General features: G+C 41.1%; 21 protein-coding genes. 13 read left to right on the top strand and 8 right to left on the bottom strand.

What is annotated here, in order from left to right; all coding sequences use genetic code 11:
* The first annotated feature begins 264 nt into the window (after positions 1 to 264).
* Both ABXS78_RS16790 and ABXS78_RS16785 read left to right on the top strand, forming a co-directional pair.
* Positions 265 to 591, top strand: a complete 327-nt coding sequence (locus ABXS78_RS16790) for a hypothetical protein (RefSeq protein ID WP_366248181.1) — start codon at positions 265 to 267, stop codon at positions 589 to 591.
* 109 nt (positions 592 to 700) lie between these two features.
* Positions 701 to 1,054, top strand: a complete 354-nt coding sequence (locus tag ABXS78_RS16785) for a hypothetical protein (RefSeq protein WP_366248180.1) — start codon at positions 701 to 703, stop codon at positions 1,052 to 1,054.
* A 358-nt stretch (positions 1,055 to 1,412) separates the two neighbouring features.
* Here ABXS78_RS16785 and ABXS78_RS16780 read toward each other — a convergent pair whose 3' ends face one another.
* A complete protein-coding gene (locus ABXS78_RS16780; RefSeq protein WP_366248179.1) occupies positions 1,413 to 1,823 on the bottom strand; it encodes a YndM family protein in 411 nt (136 codons plus the stop codon).
* A 293-nt stretch (positions 1,824 to 2,116) separates the two neighbouring features.
* Between ABXS78_RS16780 and cstA the strand changes: the two genes are divergently transcribed.
* From cstA to wrbA, 4 genes are all read left to right on the top strand, one after another.
* Positions 2,117 to 3,910, top strand: coding sequence for a carbon starvation protein CstA (gene cstA, locus ABXS78_RS16775; protein ID WP_366248178.1), 1,794 nt, complete (start codon positions 2,117 to 2,119; stop codon positions 3,908 to 3,910).
* A 234-nt stretch (positions 3,911 to 4,144) separates the two neighbouring features.
* On the top strand, positions 4,145 to 4,765 hold the full coding sequence (locus ABXS78_RS16770; RefSeq protein WP_366248177.1) for a nitroreductase family protein: 621 nt from the start codon (positions 4,145 to 4,147) through the stop codon (positions 4,763 to 4,765).
* A 21-nt stretch (positions 4,766 to 4,786) separates the two neighbouring features.
* Positions 4,787 to 5,722 (top strand): ring-cleaving dioxygenase, encoded by a 936-nt coding sequence (locus ABXS78_RS16765; protein ID WP_366248176.1) that lies wholly within the window; start codon positions 4,787 to 4,789, stop codon positions 5,720 to 5,722.
* Positions 5,723 to 5,791: 69 nt separating this feature from the next.
* A complete protein-coding gene (gene wrbA / locus ABXS78_RS16760) occupies positions 5,792 to 6,403 on the top strand; it encodes an NAD(P)H:quinone oxidoreductase (RefSeq protein WP_366248175.1) in 612 nt (203 codons plus the stop codon).
* A 68-nt stretch (positions 6,404 to 6,471) separates the two neighbouring features.
* Here the strand turns inward: wrbA and ABXS78_RS16755 are convergent, their stop codons facing one another.
* On the bottom strand, positions 6,472 to 7,446 hold the full coding sequence (locus ABXS78_RS16755; protein WP_366248174.1) for a Gfo/Idh/MocA family oxidoreductase: 975 nt from the start codon (positions 7,444 to 7,446) through the stop codon (positions 6,472 to 6,474).
* 162 nt (positions 7,447 to 7,608) lie between these two features.
* Here ABXS78_RS16755 and ABXS78_RS16750 point away from each other — a divergent pair, with 162 nt between their 5' ends.
* Positions 7,609 to 8,697 (top strand): NAD(P)-dependent alcohol dehydrogenase, encoded by a 1,089-nt coding sequence (locus ABXS78_RS16750; RefSeq protein ID WP_366249968.1) that lies wholly within the window; start codon positions 7,609 to 7,611, stop codon positions 8,695 to 8,697.
* Positions 8,698 to 8,793: 96 nt separating this feature from the next.
* Here ABXS78_RS16750 and ABXS78_RS16745 read toward each other — a convergent pair whose 3' ends face one another.
* The 3 genes from ABXS78_RS16745 to ABXS78_RS16735 form a co-directional block, all read right to left on the bottom strand.
* Positions 8,794 to 8,931, bottom strand: coding sequence for a hypothetical protein (locus ABXS78_RS16745; RefSeq protein WP_176466457.1), 138 nt, complete (start codon positions 8,929 to 8,931; stop codon positions 8,794 to 8,796).
* Positions 8,932 to 8,947: 16 nt separating this feature from the next.
* Positions 8,948 to 10,000: a tetratricopeptide repeat protein gene (locus ABXS78_RS16740; protein ID WP_366248173.1), complete on the bottom strand. Its 1,053-nt coding sequence runs from the start codon at positions 9,998 to 10,000 to the stop codon at positions 8,948 to 8,950.
* Positions 10,001 to 10,218: 218 nt separating this feature from the next.
* Positions 10,219 to 10,440, bottom strand: coding sequence for a hypothetical protein (locus ABXS78_RS16735; RefSeq protein WP_366248172.1), 222 nt, complete (start codon positions 10,438 to 10,440; stop codon positions 10,219 to 10,221).
* A gap of 499 nt (positions 10,441 to 10,939) precedes the next feature.
* On the opposite strand from ABXS78_RS16735, the gene ABXS78_RS16730 reads away from it, so the two are divergent.
* Entirely contained in the window at positions 10,940 to 12,226 is a 1,287-nt protein-coding gene (locus tag ABXS78_RS16730; protein WP_366248171.1) for a glycosyltransferase family 2 protein, read from the top strand.
* Between the two features lie 152 nt (positions 12,227 to 12,378).
* Here the strand turns inward: ABXS78_RS16730 and ABXS78_RS16725 are convergent, their stop codons facing one another.
* Positions 12,379 to 13,824: a DEAD/DEAH box helicase gene (locus ABXS78_RS16725; RefSeq protein WP_366248170.1), complete on the bottom strand. Its 1,446-nt coding sequence runs from the start codon at positions 13,822 to 13,824 to the stop codon at positions 12,379 to 12,381.
* A gap of 241 nt (positions 13,825 to 14,065) precedes the next feature.
* Positions 14,066 to 16,120 carry a penicillin-binding protein 2 gene (locus ABXS78_RS16720; protein ID WP_366248169.1) on the bottom strand — a complete coding sequence of 685 codons (2,055 nt, stop codon included), beginning with the start codon at positions 16,118 to 16,120 and terminating at the stop codon, positions 14,066 to 14,068.
* Positions 16,121 to 16,262: 142 nt separating this feature from the next.
* Between ABXS78_RS16720 and ABXS78_RS16715 the strand changes: the two genes are divergently transcribed.
* The 5 genes from ABXS78_RS16715 (at position 16,263) to ABXS78_RS16695 (ending at position 20,917) form a co-directional block, all read left to right on the top strand.
* Positions 16,263 to 16,631: a DUF956 family protein gene (locus ABXS78_RS16715; protein ID WP_095221710.1), complete on the top strand. Its 369-nt coding sequence runs from the start codon at positions 16,263 to 16,265 to the stop codon at positions 16,629 to 16,631.
* Between the two features lie 385 nt (positions 16,632 to 17,016).
* Positions 17,017 to 17,988, top strand: coding sequence for a mannose/fructose/sorbose PTS transporter subunit IIA (locus ABXS78_RS16710; protein WP_366248168.1), 972 nt, complete (start codon positions 17,017 to 17,019; stop codon positions 17,986 to 17,988).
* Between the two features lie 41 nt (positions 17,989 to 18,029).
* Complete coding sequence (locus tag ABXS78_RS16705) at positions 18,030 to 18,830, top strand: PTS mannose/fructose/sorbose transporter subunit IIC (protein WP_245840394.1); 801 nt, start codon at positions 18,030 to 18,032, stop codon at positions 18,828 to 18,830.
* Between the two features lie 18 nt (positions 18,831 to 18,848).
* The gene (locus ABXS78_RS16700; RefSeq protein WP_095221706.1) at positions 18,849 to 19,760 is read left to right on the top strand and encodes a PTS system mannose/fructose/sorbose family transporter subunit IID; all 912 of its coding nucleotides are present in this window, start codon (positions 18,849 to 18,851) and stop codon (positions 19,758 to 19,760) included.
* A 140-nt stretch (positions 19,761 to 19,900) separates the two neighbouring features.
* Positions 19,901 to 20,917, top strand: a complete 1,017-nt coding sequence (locus ABXS78_RS16695; protein WP_366248167.1) for an oxidoreductase — start codon at positions 19,901 to 19,903, stop codon at positions 20,915 to 20,917.
* Between the two features lie 132 nt (positions 20,918 to 21,049).
* On the opposite strand, the gene ABXS78_RS16690 is transcribed toward ABXS78_RS16695, so the two are convergent.
* Positions 21,050 to 24,643, bottom strand: coding sequence for a family 78 glycoside hydrolase catalytic domain (locus tag ABXS78_RS16690; RefSeq protein WP_366248166.1), 3,594 nt, complete (start codon positions 24,641 to 24,643; stop codon positions 21,050 to 21,052).
* Positions 24,644 to 24,796: the final 153 nt, after the last annotated feature.

Genomic DNA, 24,796 nt, shown 5'->3' with positions numbered 1-24,796 from the left:
ATTCATCTACATAAAAGTAATATGGGATTATAATCTCGATTAGCGACCTTTTCCATTTATACACGTACTAAAAGAGCGATGGAAGAAAGATTGCTACGTTTAGAGGTCAGGAGAATTCTTATGATGGTGGGAGTACTTGTTTTACTTCTGGCTCGAATTTTACATGCTATACTTTAAAGAGTCAGGTTTACAAATAATGGGTACTGGAAATGGGGTATTTGTGTAAGCATTATAATTCTGAAGCTGGGAAGAGGGGCTGCGATTATGAACTTATTACATAAATTCGTATTGCTGAAGGCTTCTACAACAGAAGAGGATTATGGAATAGGGGAAGTATCGGCTTCCATTAGTGACTGGTTCGCGAGCCTTGAAGAATTTTTAGAAAGCCTTGTACGCATGTTTCTGCTTCTTAGCTCTGGCATTGTCTTGTGTATAGGTCTATTTATAATGATTATTTCCTTGCTGGCTTCCATGCCATTTCAATCAAAAGCAGAGATGAAGAAGTTTTGGAGAATTCAAAGTTATATTATGATTGGATTCTTTATTGCAGCTGTTTTAATTTATACTGTACCACTTGCCTTCCTGCCTTGAACAAGGAGTGGCATTCTAAAGGTCGTTATTTTTCTCTGAGTTCGTTATATACTCTTTCTTGCTTTTTTCTGGTATGGTAACTAAAACGGCATTGTAAGGGGGATTTGGGATGAAAGATTTTTCGATTTGGCTGCGCATTGCTACCTTTGCTATCATAACTTTATGGCTAATAGCTCATTATTATCCGGAAATAAGCGCTCTGCGGTTTATGCAAAGCAGTTGGCTGGCTGCTGTTGCCGTTATTTTAGTAATTGGCGGAGCTTTGGCGGGGAGAAATTTGATCTATGATCTTATCTGTCTGGCAATCTTTCTCTTCTCTTTGACGGTGTTGAATATAGTAAGGCCTTCACAAGATACAGGATTTGGTTTCAATCAATTTTACTATTGGGGATTAACTTTCTCAATGATATGGCAAATGGTACTTTTAAGAATTAGAAAAGCACGGCACGATGAAACAGCATGAAGAAGCACGGGCAGTCATTCTGTCCGAGCTTTGTTTTTCCATGAACAATAATAGCGGTAATATACTGCAGGGATGAAAGTACAAATCCAAGGAGTGAATAGTCAGATACAAGGCCTAAGACTAATATCGTCCAAGCCCGTGACAAATAGAAGATTGTTTATATAGTTTCACATACACTTAGCATGACATTCCGAGTTAAATGGAAGCGCAAAACATGTAAAGAGTTTATTTAATTACTATTTTTGTCGTCTAAATTTCAAAATAGCCCGTTTCCCCTTCTCTTTTTTTACAATCGAAATTAAAAGGAACCCCCGATCTCAGGGATTCCTTCTACTAACTATTTTCACTAGAATACAGGTCAGTACGCAACAGTATGGGCATGGCGGTCTCTGATCACTTTATTATTGACATAACGGTGGAAGAACCATTCGGCAATGCCAATTACCACTGTAGAAATCAAAGATGCCATCACAACATTATCATCAGGATTCAATATAGCTTCCCCTAACGCCCAAAGAACGATGAAAGTCAGAACAGCATCGCTGATCGTAGCGATTGTATTTCGCTTTTTAAAATCGCCATCTGACTTATCACGATCACCTGCTTTTCTTAGAATCAGTAAGTCACCGATTACATACGCAGCGACCGTCAACACAACACTCATCAGCAGTGTATCACTGAATTCCGCGTCGAACATAAGGGTGAATACAATCCATAAAACAGCTAAAATCATGATGAATTTGATCAAAAGTGCTTTCACATGTTTCATTTATATCACTCCTTCTTTTTCATCTATATACCATTTGGTATGGAGGTTTAAACCATTTTTCCATGATGTCAGACTATAGCATCTTCTGGTTCGGTTGAAGGTACTTTATGTCAGGTTGGGTTCTTATTCTGTATAAAGTAGATAGTGTCACAGCAGGATTATTGCATTTCAGCCTTCCAATCCTGCAATTCACCCGAAGATTTACGCTTTCTGTAATGTAAACGCTATCAATAGTTGGATTGTCCCGTATAGTGGAGGAGTAGATAACTTCTGCTTTGAGGGGGCGGAACAATATGAATGCGATTACAATGGTAATCGGGTCGATTTGTATTTTGATGATTGTGTACCGCTTATATGGAACATTCATGGCGGTAAAGGTGCTCAAGCTGGATGATTCAAAGAAAACACCAGCGCATGAGCTGGAGGATGGCAAGGATTATGTGCCGACAAACAAATGGGTGTCATTCGGACACCATTTCGCGGCAATTGCTGCGGCAGGTCCGCTTGTTGGACCGATTTTGGCAGCACAGTTCGGCTACTTGCCAGGTTTGTTATGGCTATTGATTGGTGCAGTTATCGGGGGAGCTGTCCATGATATGGTTGTCTTGTTTGCATCCATGCGGCAAAAGGGAGAGTCGGTTGCGGAAATTGCGAAACGGGAGCTTGGACCTGTTGCCGGTTTCTGTACAGGACTTGCCATGCTATTCATTATCACGATTACGATGGCGGGCTTATCCTTGGTTGTATTGCATGCTCTGGAAGAGAATCCGTGGGGGACATTCTCGGTTGGTATCACGATTCCGATTGCAATGGCTGTCGGTTTGTATCATCGTAAAACTGGTAATTTGAAGCTGGCTACTATCGTCGGTTTCGCGCTGATCATGGCTGGCGTATTTGTCGGACCGCTTATCGTTGATACGCCACTAGGGGACTTTTTAACATTAGATGTAAAGACATTATCCATTCTTTTACCGATTTACGCATTCTTTGCTGCTGCATTACCGGTGTGGTTATTGCTGGCACCGCGTGATTATTTGAGCAGCTTCTTGAAAATTGGAGTATTCTTAGCTCTTATCCTAGGGGTATTCATTGTAAACCCTGCAATTCAAATGCCGGCATTCACAGAGTTCGTCGGTGGTGGAGGACCAGTAATGAATGGTCCGGTCTGGCCGTTCATTTCGATTACAATTGCCTGCGGGGCAATCTCAGGCTTCCACGCTTTTGTAGGTTCTGGTACGACACCTAAAATGATCAATTGCTGGAGTGACATCAAGCCGGTCGGTTTCGGCGCGATGCTTGTAGAGTGTGTAGTCGGAATCATGGCCTTGATTGCAGCAACAGCTCTTCATCCAGGAGACTATTTTGCGATCAATTCCACTCCAGCTGTTTTCCAGACGCTCAATATGAGTACAGTGAACCTGGCGAGTTTGAGCGAATCCATCGGACTTGATCTGGAAGGAAGGACAGGAGGAGCCGTTACATTGGCGGTCGGGATGACGTTTATATTCACATCCATCTCCTGGTTCGACAATTTGGCATCGTTCTTCTTCCAATTTGTGATCATGTTCGAGGCATTGTTCATTCTGACAGCGATTGATTCCGGTACACGTGTCGCGCGCTACTTGATCCAGGATTTCGGCAGTGTCTTTTACAAGCCGCTTAAACGTGTCGACTGGCTGCCAGGTAATATTTTCGCCAGTGCGCTCGCCTGCTTCCTGTGGGGATACCTGCTGTTCTCCGGAGATATCAGCTCCGTTTGGGCATTGTTCGGTGTATCCAACCAGCTGATGGCTTCCATCGGATTGATTATTGGAGCAACCATCATACTGAAGATCGCAGATAAACGCCGCTATATGCTTACCTGCCTAATCCCGCTCGCGTATCTATACGTGACGGTCAACTACGCAGGGTATTGGATGGTAACGAATGTATACTTGAATGCAGAAGCAGCTGGCTACAACCTGCTTAACGGTATCCTATCGATTATCATGCTTGTCCTCGGACTTGTCATCATGGTGACAGCTATCCGCAATTGGATGCAGAACTGGAATCGACCGGATGTAGCGCTAAGAAGAGAGTCTGTATAAAAGGGGGAAAGACCGGTGCATTGTGCCGGTCTTTTGCGTTTAAAAAAAATAATGGGAATAACCTGTTGACAGGATAAATTAAACTGATATATAATTATCTCGAATTCGAGATAAAAAACTTCTTCTAGAATGCTCATATTTTTTTTAGCCTAATATCTCGAATTCGAATTAAATGAAATTATATTTTTTTAATCATATATCTCGAATTCGAGGTAATGAGGAGATGAAGAAGAGATGGCAGATTTTATCGAGTTAGTAAATAAGCGGAGATCGGCAAGCAACTTTCTCCCGGACAAACCGATTACAAAAAAAGAACTTGATGAGATCTTCAATGTGGTGAAGCTAGGTCCATCAGCGTTCAACTTGCAGCACACGAATTACGTGGTTGTTTTAGATCCTGAAAAGAAACAAAAAATGAAAGATGCAGCAAATGGACAGTACAAGGTTGAGAGTTCTTCGGCAGTGATACTTGTACTAGGCGATAAACAAGCCTTCGAGCAAGCAGCCGACATTTATCAAGGCTTGAATTTATTAGGTGTCATCAATAAACAAGAATATGACCTTATGGTGACAGATACTGTTTCTTTCTATGAAGAACGAGGGCAGGAATTTCACCGGGACGAAGCAATCCGGAATGCGTCCCTTTCCGCTATGCTGTTCATGCTGGCGGCTAAGGAAAAAGGCTGGGACACTTGTCCGATGATCGGCTTTGACGCTGTCAAAGTTAAAGAGGAACTAAACATACCTGATCAATATGAAGCCGTGCTGATGATTACCATCGGCAAAGAAAAAACAGAAAGCAGAAAGCCAAGAGGATATCGCAGACCGACTAGTGAATTTGTTAGTTATCAATAAAAAAATAGGGAGTGAATAGACATGACAAAACAAACACAAGGAATTCACCATATAACCGCAATTGTAGGACATCCACAGGAAAACACTGATTTTTATGCTGGTGTATTAGGACTTCGTCTCGTGAAAAAGACTGTGAACTTCGATGACCCGGGCACATACCATCTTTACTTTGGAGATGAAGAAGGTAAACCAGGCACGATAATCACCTTCTTCCCTTGGCCGAATGCGTATCAAGGGAGAATTGGTGACGGTCAAGTTGGCGTCACATCTTATGTGGTTCCAAAAGGTGCATTGACTTTCTGGGAGAACAGACTGGAAAAATTCGAAATTGCGTTTACGAAAGCGGAACGTTTCGGGGAGAAATACTTACAATTCGATGATGTACATGGTCTGCATTTAGAAATCGTGGAAAGAGAAGCAGGCGAAACGAATACATGGACGTTTGGTGGTGTGACACCTGACGTTGCGATCAAAGGATTCGGAGGGGCGACACTTTACTCTAAGACTCCTGGTGCAACAGCAGAGCTACTCGAGCAAATGGGATTGGCGAAAGTAGGAGAAGAGGGTGATTATGTCCGCTACCAAGCTATAGGCGATATTGGTAATATCATTGATATTAAACTCACAACGAGCGGAAAAAGCCAAATGGGCGTCGGTACTGTTCACCACATTGCATGGCGTGCAAGCGATGATCAGGATCAGCTGGATTGGAGTGAGTATGTGGATGGACTTGGCTATGGCGTCACACGCGTTCAAGATAGAAACTACTTCAATGCCATCTACTTCCGGGAGCACGGTGAAATTTTATTCGAAATCGCAACAGATCCTCCAGGATTTGCGATTGATGAATCGCAGGAAACAATGGGTGAGAAATTGATGCTGCCAGCGCAGTACGAGCAGCACAGAGAGAAAATTGAAAATAATGTCCTTCCTTTTGAAGTAAGAGAAGTGGATTAAGACAATAGAGGAGAAAATCAAATGAGCTTTCTATCTAAATTATTCAGAAAAACAAAGGAGCATGAAACAATGGAAAACGTTAAATTAGCAGTAGTTTATTACAGCATGGGCGGCACGAACTATCAAATGGCGAAATGGGCTGAAGAAGCAGCAAAAGAAGCAGGCGCAGAAGTAAAAGTACTGCAAGTGCAGGAACTTGCACCACAATCTGTCATTGATGCGAACCCAGCTTGGAAAGCACAAACAGAAGCAACAAAAGACGTACCTGTTGCGTCTTCTGCTGATTTGGAATGGGCTGATGCAATTATATTCAGCGTGCCAACACGTTTCGGTAACATGCCATCCCAAATGAAGCAATTCCTTGATCTTCAAGGCGGTCTATGGGCAACCGGCAAAACAATCAACAAAGTAGTCAGCGCCATGACATCTGCGCAAAACCCGCACGGCGGACAAGAAGCAACATTGCTTTCCCTTTACACATCCATGATGCACTGGGGCGCAATCATCGCTACACCTGGCTACACAGATCCAGTACTATTCGCAGCTGGTGGAAATCCTTACGGTACGAGTGTAACAGTGGGTCAAGACGGTAAGATGATTGAAGATGTGGAAGCAGCTGTGAAGCACCAAGCGAAACGTACGGTTTCTGTTGCGGAGTGGGTTAAGAAAGGCAATCAATAATAACTGTATTATATAGAAAAAGGACACTTCTCGCAGAGAAGTGTCTTTTTTAGTTAGACCGAATTAAGTTAGTTAATTGGTACGCCCATCTGTTTTCTCGCCTGATCAAGTATTTCCATGGTAATAATTGAATTTTCCCATGTATTGACCGAAGACTGCAGCGTATTCGTTTGGATGAGCTGGATGAACTCGGCTATTTCGTAGTACATCGGGTCATAATCCTGCTGTCTGCTAATGTCTTCACTCGTTCCGTCAGGATAATGTATTTCTGCACCTTTTGGACTGGAGATATGGTGAACTACAATCGTACCTTTTTCACCGATGATTTCCGTAGGAAGATAGGAGTTCGTGATGCAGGAAAACATGACACTTGCTTTGACTTCATCATATTCAAACAGTATATGCCCTTGCCCGTCAACGCCTGATTCCAAAATGGTGCCAGTAGTATGGATAGATGTGGGTCTGCCAAACAATGCAACAAGGGGCGCGATAGTGTAAACACCAAGATCCATCAAAGCTCCGCCAGATAAGGCGGGATTGAATAGGTTTGGCAGCGATCCGTTCTTTAAATCGTCGTAGAAAGTAGAGTAACGGCAGCTAGAAGAAAAGTAAGATCGAACAGGACCAATTTTATGCAGATGTTCTTTGACTGCTAAGAAGTTGGGCATGAATGTAGATTTCATTGCTTCCATAAGAACCACACCTTCCTGTTTTGCTTTCTTGATCATATGTGATACTTCCGTGCTGTTGGAGGCAAAAGGCTTTTCGCAAAGAACATGCTTGCTATTCTCCATAAACAATAAGGCTTGCTCCGCATGAAGGGCATTGGGACTGGCTATGTAGACGGCGTCTATTCCTTCATGTTTAGCCATCTCGTTTATATCTGTAAAGGCGAATTGAAGCTGATGTTTCTTAGTAAATGCTTGTCCTTTTTCTTCCGATCTGGAAAAAACAGCTGTGACTTTAAAATCCCTATGCTGTCTGCCAGCTGCAATGAATCTCTCGGTAATCCAATTTGTTCCGACAACACCGAATCTAATCAACTTGCATCCACATCCTCTCTAGAGCGGTATACTATTTCACTTATAAGACAATATTACTCCATATCAGCGTTAAATAGCAGAGAGATCTTTGACTAGAGTAACGTTCGAACATATTTCTCAGGACCTTATTAAGAAATTAGATGAGAGGTTAGGGTGACATTTGTGAAAATCACAGCTGCAGTTACACATGCGCAAGGAGAAGATTTCAAGATCGAGGAAGTGGATTTGCAGGAGCCAAAAGCCAATGAAGTATTAATTAAAGTCGTGGCTTCTGGTGTTTGTCATACAGATGCAGTTGCAAGGGATGCGGGGTTATCACCTTTTCCGGTAGTACTGGGGCATGAAGGGTCCGGTGTTATCGAGAAAACAGGCAGTGGTGTCCGCAATCTTGAAGCTGGTGATCATGTTGTTTTGTCGTTCGCATCCTGCGGAGAATGTGAAAATTGCTTATCTGCACACCCAGCAGCTTGTGTGCGTTTCAATGAATTGAACTTTGACGGCAAAATGGAGGATCATACACATCGCCTTCATCAGCATGACCACGAGGTTTCTACATTTTTCGGACAATCCTCCTTTGGTACATATGCCATCGTGAATGAGCGTAATGTCGTGAAAGTGGACAAAGATGTTGATCTAGCATTGCTCGGACCGCTTGGCTGTGGAATTCAAACGGGCAGTGGTACTGTTCTAAATAAATTGAAACCAGAATTCGGTTCAACAATCGCTATTTATGGCTGCGGAGCAGTTGGTTTGAGTGCTATCATGGCTGCCAAAATTGCTGGCTGCGAGCGAATCATCGCTGTTGATGTACATGACAGACGATTGGAGCTGGCGAAGGAATTAGGCGCTACAGATGTATTCAATGGTTCAAAGGTTGATGTAGTTAAGGAAATCAAGGCTATTACAAATGGCGGTACAAATTATGCAATTGATACAACCGGAGTACCTCCAGTTGTCCGCCAGTCCTTGCATGCACTTCGTCCGCTTGGAGTAAGTGCTATCGTGGGGGTGACGCCGACAATGGAAATCGATGTGCATAATGACATTATGGCCGAAGGCAAAGCCATGATAGGTGTAATTGAAGGAGACGCAGTACCGAAACTTTTCATTCCAAAACTCATTGATTATTACAAGAAGGGATTATTCCCATTCGACAGACTGGTGAAGTTCTATGATTTCGACCAGATTAACGAAGCCTTTGCTGATTCAAAGGCTGGAGTTGCATTGAAGCCAGTTTTGAAGATCAGCTAAGAAATGATAGCCTTGTATCCTCCTGGAAAAAGAAGTTCTCAAATGAGAAACGGACATCAGTATCATATGATGTCCGTTCTTTAATTCGTAAAGTGTTTATTTATCCTTTAAGAGAAATACTGTACTGCCAAGATCGGTTGGCTTTTCTGTAATTCTATGATGATTTGCATATCCGACTAAGCTACTTATAACAATAGTACCTATCAGTACCAATGAAAAGATAACCTTCTTCAAACAAATCCTCCTCTTTTTATGTAAGAGTTAACAGATAGTATTTCATTGCAAGATCATGCTGATTGTTATCTGCATAGTATTGCGCTAGTTCTTTCGAAAAAAGCCTGACGTTATAATTATCTTCTACTCTTTGAAAATAATTTATCCCCTCCTGCCAGACAATCTCAAAATTCAGCCTGTCTTCATATTTTTTATGCAGCATTGCGAATTCCCATTTCTTTGTCATATCATTTTCTTCAATGCTTGCTTGAAATCCTTCTTTATAGCATGCTATCGCTTTAGAGGGTTGATTTGTTTTCCAATAACAATCAGTTAATAAGAATAAGATTTTTAATTCAATTCGTTTTTGTTTTCCTTGCAATGCTGCATTAAGATAGGGAATTGCCATAGCCGGCAAACCACGCTTCACATAAAGCACACCTAGATTAAGATTTGTAGAAGAGATAAAATTTTGATTTTCTTTTTCCTCGAAAATTGTTAAAGCTTTGAGAAGAGATTTTTCAGCTGAGTCGTAGTTGAGCTGATCGATGTAATTCAATCCCTGCAGCATGTGTGTCCGTGCAAGCAGGAATTCCAGTCTTTTAGTAGATTTGAATATTTTTGAAGCTCTTGCAGTGTGAAGAACAGACAGGTTGGTAATGTCGAGAAAATAGTAGGTCATGGCTTTTCGAAGGTGGAATTCACCTATACTTATAGGATCATCCAGGAGTTCGATATAACGCTCAGCTTTCTCAAAATAATGAAGTGCATTTTGGTAATCTCCTTCATCATAGAAAAGAATACCTTCTGCTAAGTGCAAGAAATATCGGTGGGTATCATGGAAGTGGTCTTGGTGTGCTTTTGCATTATCAAGTGATGCAACGCTATTTAAAGCGTCTTTTAATATCAAATAATAGCGGCTCTCAAAGAGGTAATATGTGATAAGCGTCTCGACATCAAACTCGTTAATATGTTTCCTAAGCTCTTGATGGATAGTTGCAGCAGTACCTTTTTTATCAAGCTGTATACTGACAGACCAATTATCCATCAGAGCCGCAATATCGAAGTGATTCGGGAGATTGCGTCCCATAGTGAAAGGCTCCTTTTATAAATATTATTATCAGATACAATTCTACCATTTTTTGTTGATTGTTGAATTGGAAAACTAGGGATTGGAAGGAGATATTAGTAAGATTAAAGTATTTCATATCCTGGAACAGAAATAAAGAATAATGAGACAGAGCTGATGATCTAAAATATACAAAGAAAAAGCTCTCCTTCTTAGGAGGGCTTTTAGTGTAGACGTGATCATTTTGTTTTTCCATGCAGCAGAAAATGCAGCACAATGAAAAATAAGCCGATTATCCCAGCAATAATGGGAAACCATAGGGAACCGGTTTGATAATACCCTTGCATCACATCTTCATCAGATAGCATTACTTCATGCGGAAAAGCCCTAGAAAACAAATCAACGAAAAAGAACATTACAATTGAAATGGCAATAAAAATGATTCCGGAAATAAAGTACATTGATCTCAATTCTCCTTTAAGTAATGATATAAATAATGAGCTTTGCAGCAGGATTCCATCAAATAAGCTGGCATCTAAAGCAGGATGCTATTATTTATGAAGGCTGTCATAATTTATAAATAAGATTTAGTAAATCAGGCATTTATTCCTTTAAGAAAATATTATATTTTTTTAATGTAAATATAAATCTCTATAACAGATAAACCTGCTTTTAGACAGGTTCTTATAAGATTCGGCGCCTATCCTATGGAAGGCGTCGTTTTGTGTTAGCCTAATTAATCAAATCTTTACAAGAAACGTGCTGAGAGAAAATCTATGTTTGTTACATTTATATTAGGGTACAAAGAAGTGAAATACTGCGATTGCGCTATTAATTATTTTAGAATATTTCCTTGGAAACTAAAATAACATGAGTTTGTTTAGAGTCATGAAAGAAATCAGATGGAAATGGATGAAGAAATAAACTATCAGACTATTATTCTAAGATGCGGGGTGTATTATGGTCAAAGATACGTTGGAAATTTTAAGTCAATTCATTTTCTTCATAGGATTATTATTTACATTGGTATTTGTTTATAAAGTAGTCTACATAATTGTTGCCTTTAAAGCGAGAAAAACCAAAGAATCAGGTGAGAAAGAAGTTCCTCTTCGTAAATACGCTTTCTTAATTCCGGCTCGAAATGAAGAGCTCGTTATCGGACAGTTGATCGAAAGTATAAAAAACCAGAATTATCCTAAGGAGTTATATGATATCTTCGTCATTGCTGACAACTGTACGGATAATACAGCCCACATTGCCCGGGAAGCAGGAGCGATTGTCGCGGAACGCTTCAATGATAAGCTGGTTGGGAAGGGATATGCGCTTAAGCATATACTTAATATCATTGAAATGGACTATTCATCTGAAAATTACGATGGATACTTTGTATTTGATGCGGATAATCTTCTTGATGAGAATTACATTCTTGAGATGAACAGAACCTTTAATAAAGGATACAGGGTTATAACGAGCTACAGGAACTCCAAAAACTATGATCAAAATTGGATTACATCTGGATATGCACTTTGGTTTTTGTATGAAGCAGAGTTCCTTAACCGTCCAAGGATGTTTCTTAAAACAAGTTGTGCCGTTTCAGGAACCGGATTCTTAGTGAATGCTGATGTTTTTAAAGAAAATGGCGGCTGGGTCCATCATCTTCTTACAGAAGACATCGAATTCACAGTCGCTCAGATTATTAAAGGTGAAAAGATTGGATATTGCAGCAGCGCAGTATTTTATGACGAACAGCCTTCAACATTCAGTCAATCCTGGAAACAGCGTTTGCGTTGGGCTAAGGGATTTTACCAGGTCTTCATGAAATACGGTAAAGAGCTATCTTATGGTATGTTGCGTGGAAAAGGCAATAGATTTTCATGCTTTGATATGATGATGACGGTGCTGCCTGTAGTGATTGTTTCTATTCTCTGCCTTATCGGTAATGTACTGATACTTTTACTAGTATCCTTAGAAGGAAAAGGACTGTTTGAGACCTATCTTATAGGCGGAGCTTTAGGGGTTCTGTGGATTTATGGATTGCTGTTTGTACTTGGGCTTATTACGACCATAATGGAGTGGAGTAAAATCCGTTGTCCAAACTGGAAGAAAATCTTTTATCTGTTCACTTTCCCGCTCTTTTTGTTTACCTATCTGCCAATCTCCATCGTGGCGTTGTTCAAGAAAATTGAATGGAAGCCGATTCCGCATACAGTTGTGAAATCGCTCGATGACCTGCGCCAACGATCTTGATTTGTTAATGTTCATTTAGCAGTACTGTAGAATAAATTAATATCTCAAACTTGAATGCTAACCTTGCTACTCGTCTTATTTTGTTATTGGATTCTAATGGAAGCAAAAATCCCCCTCTATCTTTAAAAGGAGGGGGATTTACGTTCTATAATCTATTTAATCGCTTTACTCACTCTTAACTTTTTCCCTTTGATAGTCGTATTTTCCATGGCTTGTAAGACAATTGAGCCCTTTCCATTCAGAATATCGACATATGACATTTGATCCTGGATAGTTATAATGCCGATATCTTCTGCTGAGACTCCAGGGATTTTTGCGATCGTTCCAACAAAATCAACAGCACGAATTTTCTTCTTTTTACCACCATTGAAATGGAGCTTCATAATATCTTGATTAATTCGGGCTGTTTTATTATTTCTTACAATGCGTTTGCTGCTGAGTTTTTCTTCAAAAGCGTCTTTTCCCTCAGCAACCTCTAGACGATCGGGAGCTTCTGTAGTAGGTATGTCAAAGCCGATGTATCTTTCAATCGCTTTTATGAATTTTCCTTCATAAGGAGTCGAGAACGTGATGGCTTTTCCTTTATTCCCAGCACGGCCGGTTCTTCCAGTTCGGTGTACGTAAGCTTCTTTTTCCATTGGAACGTCATAGTTGATGACAAGTTTCACATTATCAATATCAATACCTCGGGCAGCTACATCGGTCGCCACCAGATATCGGAATTTTCCCGTTTTGAAGCCTTCCATAACAGCAAAACGGTCTTCTTGTTCTAGTCCCCCGTGGAGCCTCTCACAAGGATAACCAACTTCATTCAGCTCATTATATACAGTATCTACGTGTTCTTTCGTTCGGCAGAAAATGAGGCAGCTGTCTGGATTTTCTACAACTGTGACGTCTTTGAGAAGTGAAATCTTATCTTCTTCTTTTGCTTCGATTAATAAATGTTCAATGGTATCAGCTGTGACTCCGGTAGATTCAATCTCAATACGCGCAGGGTCTTTCATATATTTAAGGCAAAGATTTTCAATATCTTTAGGGAAGGTAGCAGAAAAAACCATGGTGACTCGGTTAGAAGGCAGCTTTTTAATGATCGCCTCCACTTCATCAATGAAACCTCTATTAAGCATCTCATCAGCTTCATCTATGATAAGATACTTTATTTGATCCAAGACTAGGGTCTCGCGTTCAATATGATCCATGACCCTTCCAGGCGTTCCAACGACTACATGTGTTTTTTGTTGTAATTCATCCTTTTGCTTCTTAAAAGGTTCTTTTCCATAAACAGCTACTGCTTTAATACGTTTAAATCTGCCGATATTCGTGATATCTTGACGGACTTGAACCGCAAGCTCCCTAGTCGGGGTAAGGACCAAGGCCTGTGGTTTCTTCTCCTCCCATACCACCATATCGGACACGGGAATACCAAAGGAGGCAGTCTTACCGCTTCCTGTTTGAGCTTTTACGAGAAGATCTTTATTTTCCAATGCTAATGGAATGACTTCACTTTGAACCTCTGTTGGAGTTTCGTATTTTAACACATCTAGTGCTCTTTTTATTTCTTCACCTACATGGTAATCCGCAAAACTACTTTTACTCATTTTTTAACCTCGTTTTTTGATTTCGTCATATATATAGTATTATTTCCAACAAATATTATATGCACTATCTGAATAGGCTTTATTATACTTGAAAAGTGAGGGGCATATCGGTTTTTATTTTAGATTGTAAAAGTATTCAAGGCATGTATCCGGTGATACCGGACAACATGCCCTAATTACATACATATCTAAACTTTGTTGGAGTTCTAGGATATTCCTTTAATATAATTTAATTGGATTTCTATTCTTCTTCAGGCGCAGTATGCTCGTAGTAGTACGTAAGAGCACGATTGGCAATATTATATGTTATTGGATACTGATTTCCGCCACTGATAATGCCTAGGTTTGGCACTACGATAGCGAATGCGATTTCAGGATTGTCTGCATCTGCATAGCCGATCAATGTCCAGTTTTCCAAGTCCGTACCATTTTTACTTGTTTGTGCAGTTCCTGTCTTACCAGCGATATTATAGCTTTTTGCCTTATCCGTAAGATGACGATAAGCAGTACCGTCCGTTGTTTGGAAGACCCTCTTAAAGCCAGTCTTCACTTGTTCAATTTGTTCATCAGTTGCAGTAATCTTGTTCAGTACTTCGGGAGACACTGTTTCTGTTAGCGGACCTAATTTGTCTTTTTCATTAGAGGGATCATGTATTTCACTAACGAAATGAGGCTTAATACGGTATCCCCCATTTGCGATCGTTGAGATATACTGAGCTAATTGCATGGTGGTATACGTGTCATACTGACCTATCGAAAAGTCCATCAGGTTACCAGCTAAACCTGCGTTCCCTACGTAACCGGTAGATTCAGAAGGCAAGTCTATACCGGTTTCCACACCTAATCCCACTTGATTATAATAGTTGCGCAATACCCGGAAAGAATCAGGATCAAATGACACACTTTGGTTGTATTTGTAATGGTATTCGCCGCCTAGGCGCAGTGCGATATTGAACATATATACGTTGGAAGATTTCTGTAAAGCCTGCAAGTCAGAGGTGGGACCCATATCTTTATAAGATCCTTTGGGCTCTGTACCTGCAATTTTCATTTTTTTATCGATGAATACATCTCCCATATTCACGACGCCCTCTTGATAACCGGCAAGCAAGGTCGCTCCCTTAACAGTTGACCCGACTGCGTTCGCGCTAAAGACAGTGTTCGTATCGGCAGATTCATACTTATTGTTTTCCCGGTTATAGTGCTGTCCGCTGGCAGCATAAATTTCGCCGGTGTTTGGGTTGAGCATGACTGCCATCGCATCTTCCACGTAACGGTTTAATCCCGGATGCCTATTGATAGCACCCTTCAGTTCATCCCGTACAATCTTATCCAATTCCTTTTGGAAATCCATATTGATAGATAACTGAAGATCCTGACCGCGCTGTCCTTCAGAAATTACTTCTTGGGAAACAATGTTGTTATTATTATCCGTTACATAACGTACGCGTTTTTTGTCACCTTTCAGGAGGCTTTCATATTCCATCTCCAGACCACTTGTGCCGATCCGGTCGTTCAATTGATAGTTACGTGATTGATAATAATCCTTTTCTCCTTCTGGGATACCAGTCTTGATACTGCCAAGAATACCTTGAAGAGAACCGTCATACGGATAATGACGTATCCAATCGATTGTCACATTGATACCGGACATGTCACCCATATTCTCAGCAATCGTCGCATATTCCCTTTCACTTACGTCCTTGTTCTTGATGACATGTGGAACAAGTTCGGTCGCACTATCCAGCTCACGCTTGATGGCAATGATCTGTTTCGCATTCTCATCATTTTCAAGCTCTTTATAATCTTTCTCTGTAATACGCTCAAGTGTTGTGTCGTACACTTCCGTATCATCTAGTGATGCTTTTTCAGAAGCGGTTATGCGTTTATTCGCTTCTTCTGTATTCAATAAGAACCAATATTCCTTGTATTCACGCTCAGAGATTTTTTCTGTGGATTTATCTTCCATTTTAATGATGCCGGCGAGTTTGGTGGCGATATCTAGCCGCTTGTCAGCAGGGTCTCCGTTCTTTGGCGGGGTGTATGTAATCGAATATACTGGTTCATTCCCTACTATTACATTTCCTCCACTGTCATATATCATACCGCGCGGAACTGAAATCTCAGCGATATCATTCGTTGTCTCTTCCAACACTGCCTGATGTTCTTCGCCATTGATGATTTGTACAACTCCAAGCTGCAGAACTAAGGCAGAGAATAGCAGGAAAACAATCCCGAATAAAATATTAAGACGGAAAGGAAGCAGTGCACGTCTTTTCTTCCTTTTTTTAGTCATATTGTTCTTCGTCTCCTTTTTTTCCATATAGATTCCATTATAGCATTGGCCTTGTATTGCTTCACCATAGTTTGAAGTACTTTTTGCATAAACTAGCATTGCATGTATAATTATCATTAGTAAAAGAATTGGGGGAGATCAAATGGTTCAGTCAATCAATACAAAAGTCGATCTAGTTGTTGATGCAACCTCACATAAAATGTCGGAATATGGGAAGATCATGATCGGAGATAAAGGATTTGAATTCTTTAATAATCGTGATGCGCGTAAGTTTATTCAGATTCCTTGGGAAGAAGTTGATCTTGTGATAGCTTCTGTTCTGTTGAAAGGGAAATGGATTCCGCGTTATGCCATCAAAACGAAACGTAACGGGACATATACATTTTCTTCTAAAGATCCAAAAAGAGTTTTCCGAGCGATTCGTGAATATGTCGATCCGAATCATATGGTGAAATCATTAGGATTCTTTGATGTCATCAAGCGTGGGATAAAAAGTAAAGTTAAAAAGTAACAATATCTAAAATTGTTATCTGGTCAGAATGAACTAAATTTTTGACTTAATAGTCTTGTAAGGGGAAAAATGGTGTGCTACAATATTTTTGGAAGCTCACTAAAGAACTCAAGTGCTTTATTTTTTTAATGCATAATTAAAGCGCTTGCAAGATAAAATTAAATAGCTATCGCAATTATTTTTTACGTGTTACTGATTCGATCAGGCATGAGTAAAAAAGCATGGATTAAAACGAAGTAAAGGGTCCTTCTATACCTACATCTTCCATTAATCTGCTTTTTACTCATGCCTTTTTTATCGTTTTCCATCGAATAAGTGATCGCTTTAGGCGAGCTGAACCATGTGTATTCCAGCTTTAACAATAATGCTAATAGGAGGTAAAAAGATGGTAGGGATTATCATTGCCACGCATGGTGAATTTGCTACTGGTATCTTGCAATCCGGGACGATGATCTTCGGAGAACAGAAAAATGTGGAAGCTGTTACATTGATGCCAAGCGAAGGACCTGCTGATGTAAAGTTAAAAATGGAAAAAGCAATCGCCTCTTTCGACAACAAGGATCAAGTATTATTTTTAGTCGATCTTTGGGGTGGAACTCCTTTCAACCAAGCCAACAGCTTGATTGAGGGGAACGAGGACAAATGGGCGATTGTAGCTGGCTTAAACCTGGCAATGCTGATTGAAGCTTTTGCATCGCGCTTCTCCATGGAGACGGCGCATGAGATTGCTTCGAAAATTCTTAGCACTGCGAAAGAAGCGGTTCAAGTGAAACCGGAAGCATTAGAGCCAGCAGCTCCTGCTGCAGCTGCTGCGGCAGGACCATCCAATGCGGGTGCCCCTGGTACATTCGATTACGTATTGGCCCGGATCGATACTCGTTTGCTTCACGGTCAGGTAGCGACTGCTTGGACGAAGAATACAAATCCTACACGCATCATCGTCGTCTCTGATGAGGTAGCAAAGGATGATCTTCGTAAGAAGTTGATCCAGCAGGCTGCTCCATCAGGTGTAAAAGCACACGTTGTTCCAGTCAATAAGATGATCGAACTTGCAAAGGATGATCAGCACTTTGGCGGTCAGCGCGCACTGCTTCTCTTCGAGAACCCGCAGGATGCGCTCAGAGCAGTAGAAGGCGGCGTACCACTCGAAACAATCAATGTTGGTTCGATGGCCCACTCACCTGGTAAAGTGCAGCCGAATAAGGTACTTGCCTTCAGCCAGGACGATATCGATACGTTCGCGAAGCTGAAAGAAAAGGGTCTCAAATTCGATGTACGTAAAGTGCCTGGCGATTCCAAAGGCAATATGGACGAGATTTTGAGAAGGGCTCAAGCAGAGTTAAACAAACAAAGGTAATCCTGACAATCAGATAAAAAGGAGGATGAATGATCATGGATTTGACGATGATTCAAATCATATTAGTTGTTATCGTGGCATTTTTAGCCGGTGTCGAAGGAATCTTAGATGAATTCCACTTCCACCAGCCAATCATTGCCTGTACGTTAATCGGCTTAGTTACAGGAGAAGTAGTTCCATGTCTTATACTGGGCGGAACCCTTCAGCTGATCGCTTTAGGCTGGGCAAACATTGGGGCAGCTGTAGCACCGGATGCTGCATTGGCCTCGGTTGCATCTGCAATTATTTTAGTTTTGGGTGGTCAAGGTGAAGAAGGTGTTACTTCTGCAATCGCGATTGCAGTTCCACTTGCAGTTGCAGGTTTGCTTTTGACAATCATCGTTCGAACGCTGGCGACAGGTATTGTGCATCTGATGGATGCAGCAGCAAAGGAAGGGAACTTCCGAAAGATTGATATGTGGCATATCATCGCAATCATCATGCAGGGTCTGCGTATTGCGATCCCGGCTGCATTGATTGTAGCGATTGGCGCAGCGCCGGTTAGAGACTTGCTTACAGCGATGCCAGCATGGCTGACAGACGGTTTGGCAGTCGGCGGAGGAATGGTAGTAGCGGTTGGTTATGCAATGGTTATCAACATGATGGCAACAAGAGAAGTATGGCCATTCTTCGCGATTGGTTTTGTATTAGCTACAATCCCGTCCATCACACTTTTGGGTCTTGGCGGTATCGGTGTAGCACTTGCACTTATTTATCTAGCACTTACGAAACAAGGCGGTTCAGGTGGCGGCGGAAACGGAAACACTGGCGATCCGTTAGGCAAGATCATCGATGACTATTAAAAAGGAGGAGGAGAAAAAATGGCTGAACAATTGAAGTTATCCAAAAAAGATCGCGTTGCTATTTGGTGGCGTTCCACTTTCATTCAAGGCTCCTGGAACTACGAGCGTATGCAAAACGGCGGCTGGGCATTTTCCATGATTCCCGCAATCAAAAGATTATATAAAACGAAAGAAGACCGTGCTGCAGCATTGCAGCGTCACTTGGAATTTTTCAATACACATCCATATGTTGCTTCACCGATCATCGGAGTAACGTTAGCGCTTGAAGAAGAACGCGCTAATGGTGCCCCAGTTGACGATAAGGCTATTCAAGGTGTTAAAGTCGGAATGATGGGACCATTGGCAGGTATCGGGGATCCAACCTTCTGGTTCACGGTGAAACCGATTCTTGGTGCATTGGCTGCTTCTCTTGCTTTGACTGGTAACATTCTCGGCCCAATTCTTTACTTTGTTTTATGGAACCTCATTCGTATGGGATTCACTTGGTATACACAGGAACTTGGCTACAAAGCTGGTTCCAAAATCACCGAAGACTTATCTGGCGGCTTGCTGCAGGATATAACCAAGGGCGCCTCGATACTCGGGATGTTCATATTAGGGTCCCTCGTAAACAGGTGGGTATCCGTTGCATTCGCGCCAACTGTATCTGAAGTTCAGCTCGACGAAGGTGCTTATATCGATTGGGATGAATTACCGGAAGGCTCGGAAGGCATCAGGACGGCTCTGGAACAGCAAGCTGCCGGCCGATCGTTAAGCGAGACCAGTGTAACGACTTTACAAGATAACTTGGACAGCTTGATCCCTGGTTTGGCAGGTCTATTGATCACACTGCTTTGCATGTGGCTGCTTAGAAAGAAAGTTTCTCCGATTGTCATGATCCTTGGATTGTTCGCAATCGGTATTGGCTTCCATGCTATCGGCTTGATGTAATAAGTAATTCTATATGAATTGAGAAGTACCTCCTGGTATGATGAACTTATCCATCCTAGGAGGTACTTTTTCATACGACAATATGGAAATCTAGGACAAATCAATAAAAAAGTACATATATTCATTTTAGGAGGATGCTCATGCTTACTATCGGTTATATCGGAAACGGGAAAAGCACAAACAGATATCATCTGCCATTCGTTCTGCAAAGAGAGAACATCAAGGTCAAAACAATATATAGAAGAAATCCAGATCGTGATAATTGGGATAAGATTGCAGGAGTAACCTACACTTCTGATTTGGATGAACTATTGCATGACAAGGACATCCAGCTTATTGTGATTTGTACAAAACATGACAGCCACTTTGAGTACGCCAAACAAGTATTGGAACATAATAAACACTGCTTGGTCGAAAAGCCATTTATGGAAACCTCCGAACAGGCGAAAGAAATATTTGCACTGGCAAAACAAAAAGGATTAGTTGTACAGGCATATCAAAACAGACGGTTTGACAGTGATTTCTTAACCGTTCAAAAGGTAATTGAAGAGGGTAAACTAGGGGAATTGCTTGAAGTGGAAATGCATTATGACTATTTCCGTCCTGAAGTACCTGAGTCCGCACACTCCTTCGATCCTGCAGAATCCTATTTGTATGGACATGGCTGCCATACACTAGATCAGGTTATCGGCTATTTTGGCAAGCCAGATCATGTCCACTATGATGTACGGCAATTATTGGGACAAGGAAGAATGAATGATTATTTTGATTTGGATTTATATTACGGCACGCTAAAGGTATCGGTGAAATCCAGTTACTTCAGACTGAAAGAAAGACCAAGCTTTGTTCTGTATGGCAAAAAGGGAAGCTTTGTCAAGCAAACGAAAGATCGTCAGGAAGAACATTTGAAGCAATTTTATATGCCTGAAAACAAGGACTTTGGAGTCGATACATTAGACCATTATGGTGTACTGACTTACATTGATGAAGACGGTACAATCCACGAAGAAAAAGTGAAATCTGTAGATGGGGATTATGGCAGGGTCTATGACGACTTATATGAAGCTGTCATAAATGGTAAAAATAAGACCATTACGGATGAACAGACTGTGCTGCAGATGGAAATGCTGGAGACTGGGGTTAAGAACTTAAAGTAAAATATACGCTTCGAATTCAAAATTGCCACATACCCACGTAAATGATTGGGTATGTGGCATTTGATTTTTTCATATTCTCTTTTTGTTTCCGCGATTTACGATGGATTTAGTATGCATAGGGAGGAAATCATTTTACTTGCCGCTTTTTCCTTTGGCTATTTCTACTACATATCCGTCCATCAATTCTGCCTTAAGCTTTCCTTTATTCACACTGAACTTATATCCGCCAGCTTGCAGTTCGAATACTGCTACTTTAATGCCGGAGCGTTCCTCATTTCCTTTGTACGTAACACCTGGAATATCCTTCGCAATTGAGTCAACGTCAACTGGCAAATAAAGTGTCGCGGAAGTATTTGCTGGAACAACCGCTTCGTAAGACTTCAATTTTCCATCGTCAGATTTCCAATTGGAAACTACTTTTCCATAATAGGAGTCGAAATCTGATTTTACGCTATCAATACGTTTTTGGTCATTATACTTTTCACCTGTATCCATGGTCGGCTGCAAGATAATGTGTTTGAAGCCTGGATTTTGCTCATCCTTTTGTATACCTGCCATATATTCCACCATCCACTCGACTACGGAGCCATAGGCGTAATGGTTGAAGGAGTTCATACCAGCATCATCAAAGCCGTACTCGCTTGTATATGCATTCCAACGTTCCCAAGTGGTAGTTCCACCAAGCTTGACATGATTCAGCCAGGAAGGCATATTATCTTGTAGTAAAATATCGTAGGCTTTAGGAGAAAGTTGATTTTCCGTAAGCACCGGTAATAACTCATTTACACCCAGGAACCCTGTAGAGAGTGTGTTTTCACCGGCATTGTATCTTTCAGAACGGTTTTCATTAGCGATATTTTTCAAGAGATTTTCGATGAACTTCTGTTTTTGCTCTTCGGAGTCATACATTCCCATTTTAAGTGCCCAAATGATACTTGTCTGGGAATTGTCTTTGAATAGTTCAATCAAGAAACCACGGTTGAAGTTGTCAGCACTGACAGAAAGGAGATTATCGTTTTCATCCACGTATTTCTCCGTTGCCAAATCAATGACGCGCTGTGATTCTTCCGTGTACATTTCAGCATCATTGGTTTCACCAAGCAGTGTAGCAATCTCCGCCATTCTCTGAGCATCCAGTGCTTGGTACATGGCACTCATGAACTGTGGAGCAGTCCCTTCCATGGCAACCCAATCCCCGTAAGTAGCTTTCATGCCGTCAGTCATGACATTTTTCATGTACTTCTGCATTATCTCGTAGGTTTCTTCCAAAACAGTAATGTCGCCAGTGTGCATATAAATATCCCATGGCAGCGTAATAATAACATCCGACCAGCCTGCGTTTGTAGCGTTAGCCTTGTTAATGGTCGGCAGATAATCTGCAATATAACCATCATTGTTCTTAGCATAATCCTTGAGTATATCCAAGTAATTGTTCAAGAATGCAACGGAGTCAAAATTGTAAAGAGCAGTATCACCAAATACTTGTATGTCACCTGTCCAGCCTAAACGCTCTGACCGTCCAGGCGTATCGGTAGGTATCGATAAGAAGTTACTTTTTTGTCCCCAAAGAGCATTCTGGAACAATTTATTAACATTTTCATTATTCGTTTTAATCGATAAAGTATGATTGGTCGATGACGTGATTGGCTGTCCATACACATCATGTATAACGATGTCATCAGTTGCTGTGATTTCGAGATACTGGAAGCCGTGGAACGTGAAACTTGGAAGGTAATTCTGTACTCGCTTATCATTCAAGGTATAGTGGTCTGTATACCAGTTTTGATCTTTTTCCCTGCCGCGAGTAAGACCTGCCCAATAAAGTGTTCCTTTTGGCCCGTCACTCCCAAAACTGCTCTTTTCGTGATCTCTTCCATCATTAAGCATCTCAGCTCCGCGCATACTGACCGTCGTGCCTTCAGCCCCGGAGACGGAGATACCTGGAACACCAGCTATATTTTGACCGAGATTCACTATGAGCGTTTTTCCTTTCGCGAGTTTGATATCTTTTGTCGGATCAACTTTTTTGCGTTTTACTTCACCTAGCTTCAATTCTTCGTTGGAATAATCAATATCATTCGGATCAAAAATGAATGTGTCTTTATTTGGTGCAGGTTGTATCTTGTTTTCTTTCAGCATATATGCAGCACCTTCACTGCTAGCCACAAGATCTCCATCATAATCAAACTCGTTTACTTTACTCCAGTCAGAATCGTCAAATCCAGTATTATCCCAACCAGCTACATTTTCCTCCATACGGGCATCATAGTTTTCTCCGATAAAGAAATCATTAAGCTTAATCGGGCCTTCTGTGGATACTTTCCATTCATCTTGATTGGAAGTGATGACTTCTTGCTTCCCGTTCTTATAGGTAATAACAAGTTTTGAGAGAAGCGCTAGTTCTTTCTCTAAATCGTCACCAATTTCATTGTAAATATTACCGCCGCCATTACTACCAGCCTGCCCGCCATACCAGCCAGTACCAACCTTAACCCCTAAAGCCACGCTGTTTCCTTTCATATAGTCGGTAACATCATAAGACTGATAATTAACGTAACTGTGATAGTCAGTCCAACCCGGGTTAAATGTATCGTTCAGTTTTGTACCATCTCCGTTCGTAACCATTACTTCTTTCCCATTAATATAAGCTTCATAAGCACCTAATGAAGTGATATATAAACGGGCCGAATCAATCTTTCCTTTTAAATCCTTCTCTGTTCGGAACATAGGCATGGAGGTTAATTCATCCTCGTACTGTACAGGTTTGCCTTGGTAATTCTTTTGGTAAGCCGTTGTACCGCTCAGTACTAGGGCGCCTTTATCATCTGGCGTACCTCCATTGAACTCTGTTATCGGCTCTTCCTTCTTATCCAAAGTCACAGCTACATCCTTAAAGCTCGCCTTTTGTGCTGGAGTATTTCTGGATGCAGGGCTCGCTGTCAGGGCAATATATGATCCTTCGATCGCGTAGGTTTTAGGAATTGTATTTACCAAAGCGCCATTGATGTAGGTTTTGATGGATTTTGAGTTTGCTGAGACCTCCAAATCAAAGGACTCTTTTAATGAAATCCTGTCCTTCAGATCTACAGTCCCAATCTGTTTGGTTACCCCGTCTTTAGTTACGCTCTGTATAAGATTGGTTCCATTAAAGCTCCATACAAGTCCGTTTGTCTTATTTTTCATGCCCCAATTCAGCGTGAAGCCTCCTTCTTCTATGGTTGCATTAAGAGAAGCGCCTACATTTTCTTTGAAGTAGTCCTCAGCCTCCTGTTTATGATAAATCCAGTCTGCATTTCCAAAATCAGTCCCTGTCTCAAAATAGGCAGAATCCGATTTTACTTCTTTTCCATTTGAAAGCGTTACTTCAACAGACCAGGTATAGCGCGATTCCAAATCAAGCTCCCGACCGTTATAGGAAATACCAACCGATTTCGAATCTTTCACAACACCACTATCCCAAACTCTTTTACCTTTTTCGTCTTTGACGGTTATCTGATATGCTTTCTGATTCAGTCCTATAACATTAGAAGAGAGCGACCAGCTGAACCGTATGCCATCTGATTCCACTCCTATAGGATTGTCTTGGTAATTAACCTTTAAATTATTAATTTCAGTTTCTTCCTTGATTTTTTTGGCACTAGTAATATTAGGAGTGATAGATGTTAATAAGAAAGTAAAAATGATCAAAAGATATATGGAAATGTGTGGTGATCTTTTAGCTTTCAATATAAAACCTCCTCTTTTTTAGAAATGCTAATTCGTAAACTGTCCTGCATGTTTGCACCAAAATCATGGTTTCCTATAGGTTACGAATCGCTTTCCCTCCCATCTTTGAATGCGCTTTCATTTAGGGTAACAAGATTACCGAGTTAATTGAAG

This window comes from Terribacillus aidingensis, from assembly GCF_040703035.1.
GTDB lineage: Bacteria > Bacillota > Bacilli > Bacillales > Amphibacillaceae > Terribacillus.
This window is presented reverse-complemented; position numbering and strand designations above follow the sequence as displayed.